Genomic DNA, 19989 nt, shown 5'->3' on the forward strand with positions numbered 1-19989 from the left:
GAGATCGCATACTCCCCTCGGCGCTCCGTAGAAGCGCGCGGTCACAACATGCCCTTTCGTGTCCTTCGTAGAAGGGCTACCATGGTGCGCGCTGTATGAGTCGGTGCAGGTGTCGGGCGGCGGCATGATGGTGCTTGGGTCCCGGACGAAATCCCCCGATGGTGCGTTTTCCACGAGTGCTCGCTGTCGCGGCCCTGTCCGCGGCGTCGTTACTCGCCCCTGCCGCGGCTGCGGTCGCAGGCCTGCCCGAACTTGAATTTGTCTCACCAATCCCCGGCTCCGCTCTGGTTCTCCCCGAGACGAACATCATTCTTCGCCCGGGCGGGATCGTGGACGCCGCCTCGGTCGCCGAAGGTTCGCTCCTCCAGCTCAGCGGATCGACTTCCGGTTTGCATGAGGGACGCCTTCGGTTGTCGGACGATCACCGGACCCTGACGTTCCAGCCGAACATCCCCTTCACATTCGGTGAGATCGTCACCTGCCGGCTCGGGGTGGGACTCACGACGAACGATCGCGGACCGGTTCCGCCGTTCGAGTTCACCTTCACGGTCGCGGGCCCGGTGCGCGAGACCTTGCGTGATTTTCCGATTCCCGCGGACGTTGACGAGAACCCTCCGCCCGCGCCGGGCGGCTTCGCCGCGACAAGCGCTCTGCAGAGCGCGGCCCTCGCCGACTCACTACCGCCCGATTTTCCGCACATCCGAGCCGCGGTGCACGGCACGCCCACCCCCGGACGGCTCTTCCTGGGCAACATCGCTTTCGGAGGGCCCCGGCTCCCCACCTACCTTATGATCCTCGAGAACGACGGGAGACCCTTCTTCTACCGAAAGCTCGCGGGAGTGGGCCTCGACTTCAAGATGCAGCCGGACGGACCGCTGACCTACTTCGACGCCGTTGCCGGTGGTTTCTATGCGCTGAACGCCCGCTACGCGGTGGTGGACAGCTTCCGCTGCGGCAACGGCTACTCGACCGATGGCCACGACCTGCTCCTTCTTCCCAACGGCCATGCTGTCCTGATGAGCTACGACCCCGAGATCGTCGACCTGAGCCTGATAGCGAGGGGGGGCATGCAGGACGCGACGGTGATCGGGCTCATCATCCAGGAGCTGGACCGGGAGAAAAACGTGGTGTTCCAATGGCGGAGCTGGGATCACTTTCAGATCACGGATATCGTCTCGCACTCCCTGACGGGAGCGCTGGTCGACTACGTCCACGGCAACTCGATCGATGTCGATCCGGAGGGGAACTTCATCCTCTCCTCCCGGCACATGAACGAGGTGACCAAAATCAGCCGGGTCACAGGCGAGATCCTCTGGAGGTTGGGCGGCAAGAACAATCAGTTCACGTTTGTCAATGATCCGATCCTCTTTTCCCACCAGCACGCCGTCCGGCGACTGCCGAACGGACACATCGTTCTGTTCGATAACGGCAATTTCCGGCTGCCGCTCTTCTCGAGGGCGGTGGAGTACGCGATCGACGAGGCGCAGAAAACCGCTACGCTCGTCTGGCAGTATCGCCTCAACCCCGATGTCTTCGGCGCGGCGTTGGGCTATGTCCAGCGCTTCTCCAACGGGAACACGTTGATCGCCTGGGGCGCCACGACGCCGACCCTCACCGAGGTCGCGGCAGACGGAACGATCGTTTCCGAGCTGACCTTCGACCCCGGCACCGCGACCTATCGCGCGTTCCGCTTCGAGTGGCCGCCCGTGAAGCCCGCGGTTGTGACTCTCTACCCCGAGACCATCAACACGGAGACCCGCGGAGGCTGGGTCCTGGCGACAATCCAACCGGAGGCAGCGGATTTCGCGGTGTCGGACGTGGAGCCTTCGACCGTGCGACTCGCCGGAACGGTATCCGCGGACACGTCGAGCGTGATGTGGGGTGTGCACGGCGACGGCGTTCCCGACCTGACGGTCCGGTTTGCCCGGGATCCGCTCGAGCCTCTCCTCTCGACAGGAACCGATCGGCTCGAGGTGAGTGGGTCGTTGAAGACAGGGGAGATCTTCCGGGGGTTTGCCGAGGTTCGCGTCGTCGCGCCGCGCGGGACGCAGACGGCGCTGACGTCGCTCCGACTGGTTTCCACTCCTGGTGCGATTCCGGTGGAGCTGACGGTCCCCGGAGCCGAGGCTCACGCGCATACATTCGCGGTCTATGACGTCCAGGGGCGCCTCGTGAAGCGGTGGCAGGCGGCGTTGGGCGCCGGAACGCGCGCATCCTGGGACGGGCGGAAATCGGACGGTCGCCCCGTTGGCTCCGGGATTTATCTCATCCGGTTGGAGGGGGGCGCGCCCGGACCGGCGTTGAAGGTCGTGGTCGACCGGTAGCTCCGAGGCCATGAGCCCCGCCGCGTCCGGGTCCCGGCGGGAATGAGATTCTCGCAACTTTTGGGCCTTCCCTGAGGCACAATCGCTCGGGGGGTGGCGGCGTGGGATACGGCGGCGAGGCCGCGCGGCCCGGGGGGGCAGGCGTGCGAGCCGTCCAAGGTGAGGAGGTACCGGATGAGGCGGACGGCTACGCTCGTTGTGGGAATCTTGGGCATTGCTCTCGGTGGTCTCTCTCTCGATTTTTCGCGACCCAATTCGCTCGTCGCGAAGTCCGCCATGCCCGATCCCGCGTTGACGGGGGCACCAAGCCAGGGCACCTGCGTGAGCTGCCACAGCGGCGGCTTGGACGACGGGCAGGGGAGTCTCCTGATTGTCGGCCTGCCTGCGGAGTACACGCCGGGTCAGGGCTATGGCGTCGTCGTGGCGCTCGAACGTCTCGGGAGCAGGCGTTGGGGCTTCGAGGCTACCGCCTTGAACGGCGGCGGCTCGATGGCGGGGACGCTCGACGACACCCCCGACCCGCATGTAATCGGCCAGACCCAGGCCGGAATCACATATATCTCCCAAACGACGAGCAGGGGCTTTGATGGCACCTACGCCGATACGCTCGACGGCGCCGGGTGGGGATTCTACTGGATCGCTCCGCCGGTGGGAACCGGGACGGTGACGTTCTATGCGGCCGGGGCCGCCTGCGACAACAACGGCAGCGCGGGCGCCACGGACTACACGTATACGACGTCGATGAGCGTCACCGAGGGAGCCCCGACTGACGTGAAGGGCACGAGCTGGGGGCAGATCAAGAGGATTTACCGCTGAGCGCCAGGCCAACGCGTGCGGTCGGTCGTCCCGGGCGCGATATTGGTCTTGTGAATGAGCGCGGCCTGTGGTACAGTGACGGTGTCATCGGAAGAGTCCAAACCCCGCGCAGTAGCTTGGGGGATCTGATGATCGGAAGCACAGTTTGGAATTCTTCTAACAAGCTCGATTCGTAAACACGGATGCCGTGGGCCCAAAGGCCCGCGGCATTTTCTGTTCTCAGCACAAGCTCGTTTCCAAGGAAAGCTTGCTGCGAGCTCCGCGCCGGATTGGTTTTTTCGTCCCCTGAAGCGAACCGCGGAGGTGCCTGATGGATGCAATGTCCCGTGGAATGCCTCGAGTCGTCCCCTTTTCCATCGTCGCTCTCGCGCTGGTTGCCTTCCCCAGTGGATTCGCCATGGCTTCGGCCGAGGTCACCTCGTCCGGCCTTGCCGTCCGCGCTACCGCCGTCAGCGGCCCGGTCATCAGCGCTTCACAATCGTCGCACGACTTCGGCCGCGTGAACGTCGGCTCCAGCTCGGAGGCCTTCGACTTCACGATCACGAATACAGGCGATGCGGATCTTCACATCTCCGATCTGACACACAGCAATGCGGGCGTCGGTTTCGGCGCGGACGCCGGTGCGTTGCCCGCGACGCTCGCCCCGGGGGACACGAGAACCTTGTCGACTTCCTACATGCCCGTGGGCAGCGGCGCCAAAACGGACAACGTGACCATCGTGAGCGACGCGAGCAACGGCAACTTCACGATCCTTCTCATCGGCTTCGCGAACAACGCCCCGGTGTTCGATCCGGCGCTCGCTTCGAACTATGACGCCGCCGCCTTCGTCCCTTTCACGCTCACGGCCACCGCCGTCGACTCCGAGGAAGACCCCCTCAGCTGGTCCATCACCGGCCTCCCGATCGGGGCGACCTTCGATACTTCGACCGGTACGCTGGATTGGCCGAACCCGGACTCGGCGGGTAGCCACCCGATCTCGATCTCGGTGAGCGACGGCAGCGCCAGCTCGTCTGCTTCCTTCACGCTGATGGTCACCGCCGACAACAGACCGCCGACTGCGAATCCGGACGGTCCGTACAGCGGGCTCACCGGGATTCCACTGCAGATGGACGGCTCGGCCTCGAGCGATCCCGATGGCGGCCAGACCTTGACCTTTGACTGGAACTTCGGCGACGGCGCGTCGGGCTCGGGGCCCACCCCGAGCCACGCCTACGCCTCGCCGGGGGGCTACGTCGTAAGCCTCACGGTGACCGACAACGGCTCGCCGCCGCTCAGCCGCACGGCGACCACGGGCGCCACGATCGTGAACTTCATTCGGGCCGACATCGTCCGTGCCACGGGGGCAACCGACACCATCTCCACCTCCGGCAAAGGCCAGAATCTCTTCGGCATCGAGACCTTCGACCGTCCGCTGACCGACATCGATGTGGCCACGATCCGGATGGGCACGACCTACCCCAACGCGGGCACGGTGTCGGAGATCGCCAACTCCGACAGGAAGACGCCGAAGATCGAGGACATCAACGGGAATGCCTTCGCGGATTTGGACGTGCACTTCAGATCCTCGTCGATCAAGCCGCTTCTCTCACATGTCCCCAACGGCGCCAGCGTCACGCTGGTGATCAAAGCCCTGACGCGCGGCGACCACGTACCGGTGCGCGGAACGATCGACGTGGTCAAGATCGGTTCCTCCCAGGTGATTTCGGCCGCGGCTCCGAATCCGTTCCAGCGGGACGGGACGGCCATCTCCTTCAGGGTTGGAGACAGCGGCCCCGTTTCGATCCGAATCTTCTCGGTCGGCGGCAGGCTCGTTCGGACGCTGAAGGAGGGTGAGTACACGGTAGCGGGCGCCCACGAGGTGAGGTGGGACGGCCTCGACGACCGCGGCGAGCGCGTGGTGTCGGGCGTCTACTTTGTGAAGACAATCGCGCTGGATGAGACCTCGGTTTCCAAGCTCGTCGTCATGAAGTAAGCCGACCCTTTCTTTCGGGCTCTCGGTCGAAATACAGGCCCCGGTGCGGGAGCGCACCGGGGCCTTGGCGCTATGGCGTATACTGCGAACGCCGCACACGAAAACCGCACGTTCACGGGAGGTCGTGCCATGCCATCGCGGAATCGCTATGCCGCTCTCGCACTTGCCGCGCTCGTGTTGCCCCTGCCCTGCAGCCTCTCCGCCGATGAACCCATTCCCCCAGCGAAGCCCTTCGCGCCCATCGTCTACCAGGCGCGGCGCGCGAGGGTCATGAAAGCGCTGGGTGGAGGAATCGCCGTGCTTTACGCGCGGGGGGAGGAAGACGCGGACGGTTATCGCCCGGACGCCGATTTCTACTACCTCACAGGCTTGAGCGAAGCCGGTGCGGTGCTCGTGCTTTCGCCTGAGGAACGTGTCTACAAAGAGCGGCTGTTCTTGAAGCCGCGGGATCCGGACGACGAGCATTGGACCGGAATTCGCCCCGACATCGGGGACTCGCTTCGCCGGACTACAGGCATCGAGCGCATTTCTCGCACGACCGCTCTGGGCGGAAACCTGATGGGTCTCCTCCAGACGACCAACACCCTTCAACTAATCAGCGATCCCGGAGGGCCCGACTCGCCGGCCGGGCCCGAGATGGAGCTCTACGGCAAGCTCAGCTCCAAGCTGCCCGGTCTGAGCATCAAGAACCGCACGGATGTCCTGCCCGGCTTACGCTCCGTCAAGGAGCCGCGCGAGCTCGACTACATGGAGAAGGCCATCGCCGCGACGGTCTCCGCTCAGCACGCGGCCGCTCGCTCCATTAGGCCGGGTGTGGAAGAGAACTGGGTTGCGGGGCTGATTGATCTGGAATTCAAGCGCGGCGGTGCCGTTCGCCCGGGCTTCCCGCCCATCGTGGGCTCCGGACGGAACAGCACGGTTCTCCACTACCCGGAGCACAACCAAACCATCGGCCCCGGCTCGCTCGTCGTGGTGGACATCGGCTCGGACTACGGCCACTACTCCGCCGACGTCACCCGCACCTATCCCGCCGACGGACACTTTACCCCCGAGCAGCGCAAGGTATACGAAGTGGTGCTCCGGGCCCAGCAGGCCTGCATGGACATGATCAGACCCGGCGTGTACTACGAAGACATCCACCGCAAGGCCGAAGAGGTCATTCGCGCGGCCGGCTACCGCGACTACTTCATCCATGGCCTGGGACATTTCGTGGGACTCGACGTGCACGACTCCGGGCTTTACCGGAAGCCCTTACAGGCGGGCATGGTCATCACCGTCGAGCCTGGGATCTACATTCCGGAGAAATCTCTCGGCGTTCGCATCGAGGACGAGGTGCTGGTGACGCCGAGCGGCTTTCGGTTGCTCACAGCCGCGCTGCCGCGTGATCCCGACTCGGTCGAGAGAATGATGCGCGAGCGGTAAGCGGCGCTGATTCCAGTGACCTCACAGCGGAGAGCTCCGTCGGCTACGTTCTGGTCTTGCGCGCTGCTGGTAGGCGCGGTGATCGCCGGCGCCGGGTGGTTCCTCTATTCGGAGCACAGGATCGCGGGGCGATGGGGTTTCTCCCTGGACGACTCGTGGATCTACGCTACGTTCGCGCGCAACATTGCGACAGGCAAGGGATATTCATTCAACGCCGGCGAACGGGTTGCTGGAGCCACGGGACCGCTCTATGCCCTGATCCTCGCGCTCTTCTATCGACTCTTTCACGAGGTCGTCTGGAGCGCGAAGGTCTTCGGCATCGCATGTCTGTGCGGATCGAGTGTGCTCATGTACCTGGCAGCCCGGAACCTCACTCCGCGAAGCCATCTCAGACCACTATGGGTCGGTCTGCTTGTCGGCATCTCGCCCTCGCTGCTCTGGGGCGCTCTCTCGGGGATGGAGATCGCACCCTATATCTTCCTCAACTGCCTGGGCATCTACTGCTACACGAAGGAACGATGGATCCTGGCGGCGCTCTGCTGGTCGCTCGGCGTTTGGCTCCGGCCCGATGGATTGTTGCTGGCCCTGATGGGCCTCTTCTTGAGGCCGAAGCTCACCGCCCGGGGCATGGGAACGACCCTTCTCGTGGTTGCCCCCGTTCTCGCCGCCTTCTTCGCCTTCAACTACGTCGTTGGCGGAAGATTTCTTCCGAACTCTGTCCTGGTAAAAACTCATTTCGGCCCGGGAGTGTTGCCTCAAATTTGGGAGATGCTCCAGCGCTGGGCGCCGCTCTGGGGCCTGGCAATGCGCCGCTGGGACGTTCCCGAGCATTCCATCGTCCTTCTTCCCGCGATGATGATCGGCGCGGTCCTCATGGCCCGGCGGTTTCCTGCGCTGGCCGCCTTCATACTCGGCCTTCCGCTGGGGCTTGCGATATTCGGCGCTTCGAGCGGATCTCATGGACGCTACATGATGCCCGTGATTCCTTTCGGTGTTCTGCTGGCGGCCGAGGGGCTGAACCATGCCAGCGGTCGCGCCCTCGGGCGAAGGTGGAAGGTCGGCCTGTTCGCCGCGGCCCTTTTTTGCGTGGCATGGCAGGTCCGAAGCGTGGAGCGGAAGGGCATCGTGCACGGTTGGAACGTAGAGAATATCAATGACATGCAACGCCTTCTCGCCGAGACCATCCGCGCAAGCGCGAGCCCCGGGGACACCATTGCCGTGAATGATGTCGGCGCGATGGGCTACTTCAGCGGGTGCTACATCGTCGACCTTGTGGGGCTCGTCTCCCCTCTCAGGTCGTTTCCCGAAAACCTCAAACAGTACAGGCCGAAATACCTCGTCATCTTTCCCGCCTGGTTCAGGCAATACGCCGCCGTCAATCCGGTAACGAGACGGGCGGCGTTCTATGACGCGGACTCCGCCTGGAAGTATGTACCGGTGGCGGGCGCAAGGCTTCGAACCAACACGATCTGCTCGCGAGACCGGATGCTCGTCTTTGCCCGCATGTCGCCGGACAAGGAAGGGCCCGAGAATGTGCAGATGATGGTGCATTGAGCCGGAACCGGGCGTGCCCGGAGGATTCGTCCGCCGCGTCGCCTACACCGTCAACCTGAGCGGTACGCCGCACTTCCTCGTGACGAGTGATGCTTCGGAGTATGACGGGTCGTCCGGATTCCTCCGGGAGTGAAACCGGCCCCGGTCCGGTGTTGCGCCTCGGCCCCTCGCCCCGGGCCACCGCGTCGATCCAATCAGATCTTCACCAGCTCCACTCGGCGATTATTCTGGCATCCCTCCGGCGTGGTGTTCGGAGCGACCGGCTTCGTCTCGCCGAGGCCCTTGGTCTGGATGCGTTCCCCCTGGATCCCGCTGCCGACCAGGTAGGCACGCACGGCGTTCGCGCGCTTTTCGCTCAAGGACAGGTTCGAGGCGTCGTCGCCCACGTCGTCCGTGTGCCCTTCAATGCTTAGCTTCAGCTCCGCGTGGTCCCGGAGCATCTGGCCGATCTCTTTGAGGGTCGGCGTGGACTCCGGGCGAATGGCGTCCGAGCCCGTGTCGAAGAAGATCCCGTGCGTTGCCACGCGCCCTGCCGTCACGAGCGACTCGTAGAGACGCTTCTCGCTGGCGGCCACCCGCAGATTGCCGATCATGGCCGGACGCCCCGCGTCGGTATCCACGAAGAAGAAGCGCAAGCCCTTCGATCGACCGAAGTTTGTGCTGGGGAAGTTGGCCACGCGCATCTCGTTCGCATACACCTTCACATACCTGCCATCCGCCAGGGCCCGGCAGTGGATGATGTTCTTGTCCGCGCCGGCAGCAAGCTCGGCGAAGGCCAGGTTCTTGCTGTTATCGAAGCGCTTGAGACCGCCTTTCTTCTCCCACGTGCTGTAGACCACCTTGGTGTATGCGCCTCGTTCCGGCGTGTCATCGGGCAGCTCGCAGGCTACTTCGATGGAGTTCCACTGCCAGGGGGCGTAGTAGTCGAATTCCAACGTGAAGCGCTCCGGGAGCGCCTCGGAGAGGGGCACGACGAACGAGCCGGAGGTGCTGGAGCGGAGCCAGCGCGAGCCGTTCCATTCCGCGATTTCCATGTTGCCCTCGGTCAGCTCGAGGCGCTGCGGGAAATTGCCGACCGGGTCCCGGCTAAAGTCGTCGAAGAACATGACGCGGTCGCCTGGGACGAAATCATAGTTGAGCCACAGACCCTCCCCCGGCTTGAGGCTTTCGGCCCCGGGCGCAGCGGCCGCGCCTGAGGTGTCGGTGCCGGTGGCCGGATCGGTCCCTTGCTTCGAGTCCGGCTTGGTCTCGCGGTTTTTGTCTTTCTCTGCGGCTTCTTTGGCCTTCTGCGCGGCCTTCTCCTTGGCTTTTTTCGCAATGTCCCCGAGCTGCGCCCCCGCGGTCGCGGGCAAGGAGAGCACCCCGAGGCAGGAGATGAGTGCGGCGAGACGACGAATCGTGCGGTGCATGATGCCTCCCATGCCGAGATGCGCGTTCCGAAGCTCGGCGATCGCGGCCGGTGTCGAGGTCAGCAAACCGGAGCGCTCAGCGGAAGATCCGCGGCCGGGAGTTTAGTCCTCTTCTCGGGAGGTGTCGAGAGGCTCTACACAGCGCGAAGCGCCTTCGCGGCGCGCCCGTAGTCCCTCGGCTTCACCCAGAGGATCAGGCCGTAGCGGCCCTTTCCAGCCGCGACACCGGCCGCCGCCGTGACGTTCACATTCGCGTCGGCCAAACGCTGGAAGTGCGCGTGGACCGCTCCGACCCGATCGTTCCCCTGGACGAGGAATGCCCTCTTGATCGTGCTGAGCCTCCAGTGGTTTTTCCGCGCCACGGCGCGGAGTCGCGCCATGTCGTGGGTCATGAGATCGAGCTGCGCTCGGCCGCCGCCGACCGGAAAGCCGACGTGCGCCAGGAGGTTCACGCCGGCCTTCCTGATCTCGCCGAGCACCCTGGCGCCCTGTCCGGAGCGGTGGGGAACGATCGGGTAGCAGTAGCTCACTTTCCTTACTCTGTCGGCCATAGTGTCTCTCCTTCTCACTGGCCCTCGGTCCCGAGCAGCCGGGATTTTCGCGGGGCGAGCCTACGGCCGTAGACTATTCCAACCTGCGGCCCCGTGCCAGGCCGCTATTTGAGCCTGTCGCGATAGAACGCCTCCGCCAGGCCCGATGACCTTGCGATCCTCTTCCCGAAGGGATCTTTGTTCTCCTCCGGATTCGAATAGAGGATGCGGTACATGACGATATCGTTCGCGCTCGGTTCCTCCTCCTTGCCCTCGTGGTCTTTCCTCCGGGCGCGCGCGAGCTCGGCGTCGAAGTACTGATCGTACGTCGCCAAGAGTTCGTCGACCGCGAGAAGCAGCTTCGCGAGCGCGTCCCTCGCCCGATCGCCCCACACGGCGAGCGCTTCCTGTTCCGCCAGCAGAAGGTCCGCGCGACACGTGCCGACCGCGGTGAGGCGCCGGCGATAGGATTGCGCGGCGCGGAGCACTTCAGACACGTGCCCTCTATCGCCGCTCGGTCGTTGGCCAGGATAGGGGACGACCCCGAATCGTCTGCGGGCTTCGGTGATGGACTCTCGAAGAGCGTAGATCGCCTTCAGCGTCTTGAGCGCGATCTGGTACTCGGTCGTCCCCCTCAGCTGGCGGCGCCACGCGTTCAGCCCAACGAACGCAAGACCCGCCGCCACGAGGGTGGACAAGCTGACCGAGACATCGCGTACAGCATCGAACAGCACATCGGCCTCCGAATCGTCCGGGTCGGATTTCGGTTCCGGTCGGGCAGGACTGACTGCGGTCGCGAGGAGCACTGCGTGGCCGTGGACTGCAGCCTGCCCATGCGGCTGGGTCGGGCCACCGCTTCGGATTTCCCGACTTGGCGTTTGCGGCGGGGGCCCGGGAGCGCGTCGCTCCCTCCCGTGGCTCCATCGAGCCAAACGAGCGGCGTCGCTTCTTAGGAAGTATTACTTAGATTCGTGCGGTCTTGTTCCAGATGCCGCCGATCGGAATCGGCTAAGGCTCCCGGCGACCAGCGTTCAGTCGGAGAGCACTCTCTGCTGCGGCATGGGCTTCCCCATACTTTCCGAGCTTCGCATACGCGGCCGAGAGATTTTCCCATGCCACCGCGTGGCCCGGCAGGTCTTCGCGCCAATCCTTCCGCACCGCAATGGCCAGCGTATCGGCGGCGTCTCCGTAACGATTTTGGCGGAGGGCAATGGATCCAATGTCCGCGAAGGGCTGCGCGAAGTCGGGGTAGAGATTCGCGCAACGAAGCGCCAGCTCACGGGCCTCGCCGTCGAGCCCCGCGGCCATGAGGGACTGTTCCGTGAGCACGATCACGTACGGGTCCAGCGGGTCCCGCGCGACGGCCTCCTTCGCCGTGAGGCTGACCCGTGCCCGCGTCTCGCTTGTGGGACGAAGCAGCGCCTCCGAGGAAAGGACCCGCGCGAGGTAAGCCCGGTGGGTGCCGCTTCGGGGATCAATCCGGATCGCGCTCTCCAGCGCTCCTCTTGCCCGCTCCAGTGTCTGCCATGTCTGGTCGCGCGATTGAACCGCCTCGATGAGGAGCGACCTTCCCGCCTCCCACTCGTACCGGTCGTACCACGGCAGAAGCGCCGCGGCCCGCGCGTATCCCTCGGCTCGCAACGGGCTCCCGATCGGATTCCGGGACGCCGCATACTCGATCCGAGCTGCGCGCCACGGGGTCAGGACGACCGGAACGAAGAACGCGGCTCCGCCCGCGAGGATCACAAGACCCGTCATCCAGCCCGGCGCCGATGGGTTCCTGGCGGGCGGCACAGGCTCGGGCGTCACCGTGTCGGCGCGGTCCGCCCAAGCCAGCCATCCGGCCAGCGAAGCGGCCAGCGCGCCGACGGCCACAACGGTGAAGCCGGTCAGGGCCTGCCCGGCGAATCCGGCCAGGGCAGCGCCGGCCGCGACCGCGTCGCCACGGGTCACGGGATTCCTGCTCGCGGTCGACCGCCACACGGCGCCCGCCGCAAGAAGCACGACGGCCAGAGCTGTGACCACGCCAAGGGATCCCTGCGTCGCGAAGATGTTGATCATTTCGCTGTGCGCCTTCGTGGGATTTCCGCCCCACTCGATCCGCACATATTCGGCGCTTCGATAGGCGGGGAAGGCGCTTCCGTAACAGTCCAGACCCGCTCCCAGGATCGGATGATCCGCACCCATCCGGAGGCCGGCCTTCCAGAGCTGGAGTCGGGATTGTGTTGTCGGTGCGCTGAGGTCAGCGATCTGGCTGATTCGCTGGCGAAGCGCCGAGCGAAGCCGCGGCGCCGAGATCAGAAGAAAACTGACCGCGAGGAGCGCCACGAGGACCGCCCGGAGGAGACCGGACGCGGGCGGCCCGCCCCGCCCGGCCGGGGAGGGGCTTGTTGCCCGCGCACCGCGCGTGGCGAGCAACGCGTATGCGGCGCCCGCCACCGCGAGGCTGATCCAGGCGCCGCGTGAGAGCGTCGCGATGACGATCATGAAGGCCACCGCACCCATGACCATCCACGCGACCCTCACGAGCGGGGTCTTTGCGCGCGCCGCGATCCGCGCGGTGAGCGGAAGCGACATGACAAGGTAGGCGCCAAGCAGATTCGGATGGGCGAGCGTTCCGAAGACCCGATTCTCTCCTCCAAAAGTCGCGTTTCCGGCCCAAGCGTACGGGTCGAGCTTCAGGAGCTGAAGCAAGGCATAGCCCGCCGCAATGGCGGCACCGACGCAGGCGGCCCTTGTCATGAGATGGAACCAGCGCGGGTGGGAGGCGAGGGAGCGTGAGGCGAAGAACAGGCTGGCCGTCGCGATCGCGGTCTTTAACCCGGCGAAACTCTCGGGCGCGCCGAAGAAGCTGAGCGTGGGCCGCATCGAGCATACGGTCGAGACGAGGGCCGAGCCGACGTAGGCCGCGACCCCGGCGCCGAGCGGATCCGCCCGCACCCACGCCGTGAGGCGTTGTGGCAGCGCCGCGAGCCACGCGGTCCCTCCGGCGGCGCCGGCGCGCGCCGATTCCCGGAAGGCGCCGAGCGTCCAGAGGAGCACGGAGCCGGTAGCGAGGAGCTCCAGCTTCGGGAATTCGAACGCGTCGAGCACCGTGCGGACGAACACGGTGGGGAGGAGGAACAGGAGAGCCAGCGTGATCCATTGAAGCGGGCGAAGAGCGACCGGACGTGCGTGATGGGCTGGAGAGGCGCGATCTGGAGCTTTCCCTCGAGGCATCCGATGCAGGATACCACGACGGTGGCGCTCGACTCCGTCGCCCTACTCGTGGCGCAGGGCGTCGATCGGGTGAAGCCGTGACGCCCGTACCGCGGGCAAGAGACCGAAGGTCACTCCCACCGCAGAGCAGAAGAGGAGCCCGATGACGGCCCATTCCATGGGCACCCTCACGTCGAAGTGAGTGAACGCGGCCACGAGGTTCCCCAAACCGAAGCCGACCAGGACGCCGATCAGGCCGCCGATGTTGCAAAGGATGACCGCCTCCAGGAGAAACTGGGTCAGGATGCTCACGGGTTTGGCCCCCAGCGCCTTGCGAATGCCGATTTCCCTGGTTCGTTCGGTCACCGCGACCAGCATGATGTTCATGATACCGATGCCGGCCACGACCAATGCGATGATACCGATGACAAACGCCGCGAGCTTCACGCCCATGCTCATCTTATTGAACTGTGTAATGAGGCTTGCGCTGTTGAAGAACTCGAAATTGTCCTCCTGGCCCGGCTTCAGGCCCCGGTCATGCCGCAACACTCGGCGCGTTTCTTCGATGGCGTTGTCGATGAGCTCGGGCGTCTTCGCGTGCACCGTGATGTTGACGGACCGAGAAAATCCATCCCGCCCCACCAGCCCGTAGGTACTCACGAATGTCGTGACCGGAATCAAGACGTAGTTGTCGAAGCTTCCCCCGAAAGCGGATTTCTTCTCGTCAAAAACCCCGACCACTTCGTATTTGCGACCGTCGACCCGGATTTCTTTTCCAATAGGATCGGTGAAGGGATAGAGCTTTTTCCCGATCGCGTGGCCGATGACCGCCACCTTCCGCGCGGTCTTCACATCGATCTGAGAGAGATTCCGTCCCAGCCCGACATAGTGGGTGTTGTTGGGTGCATACTCCGGCGTTCCGCCGCAGATCGAGACGTTCGGATTCGTGGACTCTCCCTTGTACTGCGCGACGAACCCAAAGTCCCAGATTTCCGACCCGACGATATCCGCGGACTCGACGTGCCTCCGGATGGCCTCAGCGTTCTCCAGCGTGAGCGGCGGCCGGAGCATGGCCTTCCGCCGCTGGGCGTCCGAATGGAATCCGCCCGCCGGCCATTTCTGAACCTGGAACGTCTGCGCGCCCAGGACGCTCATTTCGCGCTCCAAGGTGCCCTGCACCACGGAGATCCCTGTCATCACGGCGATGATCGATGCGACTCCCGCCACAATGCCCACAAGGGTCAGGATCGATCTCAGCTTGTTGCTGACGATCGCTCCCAACGACATGAACACCGTGTCAAGCGGTCGCATGGAGACAGCCTCCACCGGCGAGCCTACTCATAACGCAGGGACTCAATGGGATCCAGCAGGGCTCCCCGATACGCCGGGGCCACGCCGGCCATGATTCCGACCGCGATCGAGACCACGACCGCGATGATCAGGATGGGTATGGAAATGCTTGCGGGCATCAGGGTGGCGTTGATCACCAGGGTCAAGAGGTACGCGAGCACGATTCCGATCGTCCCACCCAGCAGGCAGATGGCGGATGACTCGAACAGGAACTGCAGCAGAATGCTCTGTCGCGTCGCTCCGATCGCCATTCGCACCCCGATCTCCCGTGTGCGCTCCGTAACCGACACGAACATGATGTTCATCACCCCCACAGCGCCGACGAACAGCGAAATGCTCGTCACGATCAGACCCACGAGAATGACGACGCCCATCGTGTTGTTGAAGGCACCCACGAGGGTGTCCAGCTTGTTGATGGAGAAGTCGTCGGGCTGGGTCGGCCGCAGCTCGCGGATCTTTCTCATCTCGCCGATCACTTCGAACTCGAGGTCGCCTACGAGTTCCTGGGAAGGGGCCTTGACCGCGACGTTCACGTCCTGGCGGCCGTGGGCGCCGCCGAACGCCTTGACGTAGGACGTGATCGGCACGAAGACCTGCCGGTCGAAATTCGGCCCGCCGAGGAAACTCCCGCCTTGTTTTTCCATGACCCCGATCACCCGGAACACGGAACGGCCGATCTTGATGTTCTTGTTGAGGGGATTCACGGTTCCGAACACGCCGTCGCGGACGTCGGTGCCGATCACGCAAACGTTCTTCTTGTAGGCGACGTCGAACGGAAGAAGGAAACGGCCGCTCTGCGGCTGCGCGCTGGACAGCCGCGTCTGCTTTTCCGTGGTCCCGATGATGACCACGCCGTCCATGGTTTCCGCCCGGTACTTCACGTCCTGCCGGCCGTCCATGGTTGGATTGACGATCGCCCTCCCGCGCAGTTTGTCTTCCAGCGCGCGCGCCTCGCGAAGATCCAGATTCGGGCGGTTCCGGTACAGGAAGAAATCGTTCATGACCACCCACGGCATGCGAGACACATAGATCACATCGGTGCCGACCGAGGCGAAACTCTCGCGAAATTTGTTCTGAAGCCCGTTCGCGGCGGTCATGGTGACCACGACAGCGACAATGCCGATGATGATGCCCAGCGTTGTCAGGGACCCGCGGGCCTTGTTCGCGCGGAGCGCGCGGAGGGCGATCCTGAGCGACTCGCCGAGACTGAGCGCAAGGTTCATCCCGTGGGGGCCCCGCTCCCTTTCGCCCGGTCGGACGGCTTCTTGCTGTTGTTGATCGTCACCTGGGCGCCGTTTTCGAGATCCTTGGAAATCGCCCGGTAGCTGCCCGTCACGATTTCATCCCCCTCCTTGAGACCGTCGAGGATCTCGATCAATTCATCGCTCTGGATGCCGGTCTTGACCTGCCGGGCGACCGCCCGGCCATTGTCGATGCAGAACACGATCTCCACGAAACCGTCTCGATCGGCTTTGTATCGTGCCTCGGCCTCTTTCCGCTTCTCTCCCTTCAGCGCGAGCTGATCCACGGTTCGGACCGCAACGCTCTGCAGGGGCACGCTTAGGGCGTTCTCGTTCGTCTTGGTGATGATGTCGGCGCTCGCCGTCATGCCGGGGCGGAGCGTCTTGGGGGGATCGATGATGCTGATTTTGATCTCGAATTCGGTTTTCTGCTCGGAAGTTCCCGCCCCGGCGGAATTGGCGCTGCTGGCGATCTCCGACACGACGCCCTTCAACCTCTGATTCGGAAGGGCGTCCACCTCGATCTCGGCCGGCTGGCCGATCGCGACGGACATGATGTCGTTCTCGTCCACGTTGACCTGGGCTTCCATTGACCTGAGATCGGCGACCACCAGGATGACATCCTTCTGGAACTGGGAGCCGAGGGCGATCTCGCCCTGCTCCTTCTTGAGGGCGCTGATCGTGCCGGACATGGGAGCGTAGATCGTGGTCTTGGAGAGATCGTCGCGCGCCTGCTTCAGAGCGGCCTGGGCTTGCTGCACCTGGTCCGTCGCCGACTTGTGGCGCGCCACCTCGACCCGGTACTCGGCCTGCTTCGCCTCGAACGACGCCTGCGACTCCAGCTTGCCCGCCAGGAGCTCCTTCGACCGCTTGTATTCGTTTTCCGCCCTGCTCATGTTCTCGCTCACCAAAGACGCGTTCGCCTCGGCGGAGCTCACGCTGGCCACGGCGCTTTCCACGGCGGCGACGTACCGCTCGCGAGCTAATTCCACCAGGAGGGCGCCCTTTTCCACCCATTGCCCCTCGACGACCGGAAGTCTGGTGATCTTGGCGCTCACGTCCGCGCTGATCTCCACTTGGGTCTTGGGCTGGATCTTCCCGGTGCCGTTCACCCTTTGCACGATCTTCTGGCGGACGACCTTGGCCGTTTGCACTTCCGGCGTCTTGCTCCCGTGACCGCGTAGAGCCATGCCGCTGACGACCGCGACCACCACGAGGATAGCGGCTCCGATCAAGAGGGGTTTTCTCTTCATCTTCATGGACCAGCAGCCTCCAGTCTCTTCCGAGTCAATGCCTTATGTGGTGCCCCGAATGACGACAAGAATACGGCCGGAGCGGGTCCTAGGTTACGGCAGATTTGGACGAAAGTCGCGCCCCGAAGCACTATTTCCCGAGAGTCCGCGCAAGGAGGGCGTGATCCGCTAATTTCAAGTCGGTTCTGTTCTTGCACCGGAAGGTGGATTTCAAGGCGGATCGCAGTCGCGAGAATGTGATAGATTTGCGTTCGCGGTCGCAGTGGGAACGGTCCCTCCGCGGCCGCGCAAAAATCCTCCCCAGTTTGGCTGGATAGGCATTCGTTCTCGTTTCCGTATTGGCGCGCCACGGCTTGGGAGGAGCCAGTGCAGACGGCCCGCAGCTCCATACCTCATTCAAGCGTCCCTCATTCGAGGGAGCCGTCCCCTTCTGCCATCTTGTGTACCCTCCTCTGGGCCCTCCTTGTCGCCGGGGCGTCCTTCGCGTCGATCGTTTGGGCGGCTTCGCCATCGATGAAGGCGGGGGAGGTGATCATCAAATTCAAGCCCGACGCGTCGCGGAGCGACGTCGTCGGCATTCTTTCCGATCTGCATGCTACCCGGCTGAAACACTTCCGCCGAATTCGGGCCGACCATGAGCGCATCTCCGGAATTTCGGTCGAGAGCGCGATCCATCGGTACCGCGGTCACCGGGCGGTCGAGTTCATCGAGCCGAACTACCTCTACCAGGCATCCGTCGTACCGGACGATCCGGACTTCCCCCTGCTGTGGGGTCTCCACAACACCGGCCAGGTCGCCGGTGGGACCCCGGGCGCGGATATCAGCGCGCTCGACGCCTGGGACGTGACCACCGGATCCAGGGACATCGTGGTCGCGATCATCGACACCGGCATCGACTATACGCACCCCGATCTCGCCGCGAATATCTACACCAACCCCCGGGAGATCCCGGGCAACGGCCGCGACGATGACGGGAATGGATTCGTGGACGACGTCCGGGGCTGGGATTTTCGAAACTTCGACAACGACCCGCGAGACGACGCCGGTCACGGAACCCATGTGGCGGGGACGGTCGGGGCGGTCGGGAACAACGGGGTCGGCGTGGTCGGCGTGAACTGGCATGTCCGCCTCATGCCGCTCAAGTTCTTGGGCGCGGATGGCTTCGGGACGACGGCCGGAGCCATCGGTTGCGTTGAGTACGCCACAATGATGGGCGTCCAGATCATGAGCGCCAGCTGGGGTGGGGGTGGATTTTCGGAAGCGTTGCGGCAGGCGATCTTCGACGCGAATAACGCCGGAATCCTCTTCGTGGCCGCCGCCGGCAACGAGGGCCAGAACACCGATATCTTTCCCAACTACCCGTCCGGATTCGACCTCCCCAACATCATCTCCGTCGCCGCGACCACCCCGTCCGACTCGAAGGCGAGCTTCTCGAACTACGGCCTGGAGTCGGTGGACCTGGGCGCGCCGGGCGTCGGGATTCTGAGCACGACGCCGGGGAACACCTACTCCGTGTTCAACGGAACCTCCATGGCCACGCCGCACGTTTCGGGAGCGCTCGCGCTGGTGCTGGCGCGCTACCCGGGAATTGCCATCGCCTCCGCGAAGGCGCTCCTTCTCAATTCCGTGGACCGAATTCCCTCGTTGAGCGGCCTCGTCCTCACCGGAGGAAGGCTGAACGCCGCCCGAGCGCTTCAAGGGTCCGACTCGATCCCTCCCGATCCGATTCTGGACCTAGCCGCCCTCGGGACGGGCTCGAACACCATCACGGTCGAGTGGACCGCGACCGGGGATGACGGGAGAAACGGAACCGCATCCGAGTACGACATCCGCTACGCCGCGTTCGCGATTCATGAGGACAATTTCAACGCCGCGCCGCGATTCCAGGGCGCGCCCCGGCCTGCCGCGGCGGGAAGTCACGAGCGCATCGTGATCCAGGGTCTCTCCTCCGCGACGACCTACTACGTCGCGATGAAAGCGCGGGACGAGTTCGGCAACGCATCTCCCATTTCCAACGTTGTGAGCGCCAGCACGCTCGAAGCTCCCGATATCCAGGTCTCTCCTGACTCGCTTTCGGCCGCCCTCCTCACGGGCGCCGTGACAACTCGGACGCTCACCTTGAGAAACCTTACGGGCGGAACCCTCGACTTCGGTATCGACGTCTCCTTCTCGCCCGCCCCGCCGGGTTCCGGCGGGGCGTCACCCGCCGGCGCCGCGGGGCTCCCGCCCGCCGGCACCGCGGGGCCCCCGCTCCAATGGAGCGATTATGCGCGTGCCGCGGCCGCCACCTCGGGCCCGGCGCCGCCGTCTGCGAGCCGAAGAACCGGAGCGACTACGCTCCCGAGCGTCATCACGGATCCGCCCGGCGACGCGCCGATCGTGGATTTGATCGAGCTGCGGGCCTTGAGTGAGCGCGGGAATCTCCAAGTCGAGATGGAATTCAGCACGGAAATCAATCCGTTCAATTTCGGCGGATTTCTGTCCCTCGACATTGATCAAAACCGCGACACCGGTCGCCCGCCCAGCTTTGGGAACGGGTTCCAGGACATCGGGACCGAATTCGAGTTTGACTTCTTCACGCTCGGCGCGGGTGTGCTGAGCCTTCGCGATGCCTTTTCCGGGACGGTTGTGGCGTCGATTCCGGTCGAGGTCGGGCCCAGGACGCTGCGCTTTACAGCGCCTCTTGCCCTCCTCGGCAATGACGACGGATCCATCGACGTGACGGGCGTCCTCGGGGACAACTTCGGACCCACCGACTGGTTCCCGGACAGTGGGCACGGAACCATCATGGGACGCCGATGGCTGTCCTTCGAGCCAGGATCCGGGACCGTATCTCCTGGGGGGAGCGTGGATGTGGCGGTGACGTTCGACGCGAGCGGGCTGTTCGGAGGGGGCTACGACGCGTTGATACGGGTGGCGA

At 64.4% G+C, this 19989-nt stretch carries 13 protein-coding genes; 6 read left to right on the forward strand and 7 right to left on the reverse strand.

The genetic code is table 11. The features are described 5' to 3' along the window. Positions 1-158 precede the first annotated feature (158 nt). The 5 genes from E6K76_04770 (at position 159) to E6K76_04790 (ending at position 8088) form a co-directional block, all read left to right on the forward strand. Entirely contained in the window at positions 159-2324 is a 2166-nt protein-coding gene (locus E6K76_04770; protein TMQ59383.1) for a hypothetical protein, read from the forward strand. Positions 2325-2498: 174 nt separating this feature from the next. Continuing rightward, entirely contained in the window at positions 2499-3140 is a 642-nt protein-coding gene (locus E6K76_04775) for a hypothetical protein (protein TMQ59384.1), read from the forward strand. A gap of 310 nt (positions 3141-3450) precedes the next feature. Further along, positions 3451-5112 carry a choice-of-anchor D domain-containing protein gene (locus tag E6K76_04780; protein ID TMQ59385.1) on the forward strand — a complete coding sequence of 554 codons (1662 nt, stop codon included), beginning with the start codon at positions 3451-3453 and terminating at the stop codon, positions 5110-5112. Between the two features lie 72 nt (positions 5113-5184). Next, entirely contained in the window at positions 5185-6534 is a 1350-nt protein-coding gene (locus E6K76_04785) for an aminopeptidase P family protein (protein TMQ59386.1), read from the forward strand. Between the two features lie 78 nt (positions 6535-6612). After that, positions 6613-8088, forward strand: coding sequence for a hypothetical protein (locus tag E6K76_04790; GenBank protein ID TMQ59387.1), 1476 nt, complete (start codon positions 6613-6615; stop codon positions 8086-8088). A gap of 194 nt (positions 8089-8282) precedes the next feature. Here the strand turns inward: E6K76_04790 and E6K76_04795 are convergent, their stop codons facing one another. From E6K76_04795 to E6K76_04825, 7 genes are all read right to left on the reverse strand, one after another. Further along, entirely contained in the window at positions 8283-9563 is a 1281-nt protein-coding gene (locus tag E6K76_04795; GenBank protein TMQ59388.1) for an OmpA family protein, read from the reverse strand. A 68-nt stretch (positions 9564-9631) separates the two neighbouring features. Next, positions 9632-10048, reverse strand: coding sequence for a hypothetical protein (locus tag E6K76_04800; GenBank protein TMQ59389.1), 417 nt, complete (start codon positions 10046-10048; stop codon positions 9632-9634). A 104-nt stretch (positions 10049-10152) separates the two neighbouring features. After that, complete coding sequence (locus tag E6K76_04805; GenBank protein ID TMQ59390.1) at positions 10153-10761, reverse strand: hypothetical protein; 609 nt, start codon at positions 10759-10761, stop codon at positions 10153-10155. Between the two features lie 274 nt (positions 10762-11035). Then, positions 11036-13246 carry a hypothetical protein gene (locus E6K76_04810; GenBank protein TMQ59391.1) on the reverse strand — a complete coding sequence of 737 codons (2211 nt, stop codon included), beginning with the start codon at positions 13244-13246 and terminating at the stop codon, positions 11036-11038. Positions 13247-13288: 42 nt separating this feature from the next. Next, entirely contained in the window at positions 13289-14536 is a 1248-nt protein-coding gene (locus E6K76_04815) for an FtsX-like permease family protein (protein TMQ59392.1), read from the reverse strand. Positions 14537-14559: 23 nt separating this feature from the next. Next, positions 14560-15798, reverse strand: coding sequence for an ABC transporter permease (locus tag E6K76_04820; protein ID TMQ59393.1), 1239 nt, complete (start codon positions 15796-15798; stop codon positions 14560-14562). Then, complete coding sequence (locus E6K76_04825; protein ID TMQ59394.1) at positions 15795-17075, reverse strand: efflux RND transporter periplasmic adaptor subunit; 1281 nt, start codon at positions 17073-17075, stop codon at positions 15795-15797. Before E6K76_04825 ends, E6K76_04820 begins: the two co-directional genes overlap by 4 nt. A gap of 507 nt (positions 17076-17582) precedes the next feature. On the opposite strand from E6K76_04825, the gene E6K76_04830 reads away from it, so the two are divergent. Further along, positions 17583-19989 (forward strand): hypothetical protein (locus tag E6K76_04830; protein ID TMQ59395.1); only part of this gene is annotated, 2407 nt, incomplete at its 3' end.

This window comes from Candidatus Eisenbacteria bacterium (assembly GCA_005893275.1).
GTDB lineage: Bacteria > Eisenbacteria > RBG-16-71-46 > SZUA-252 > SZUA-252 > WS-7.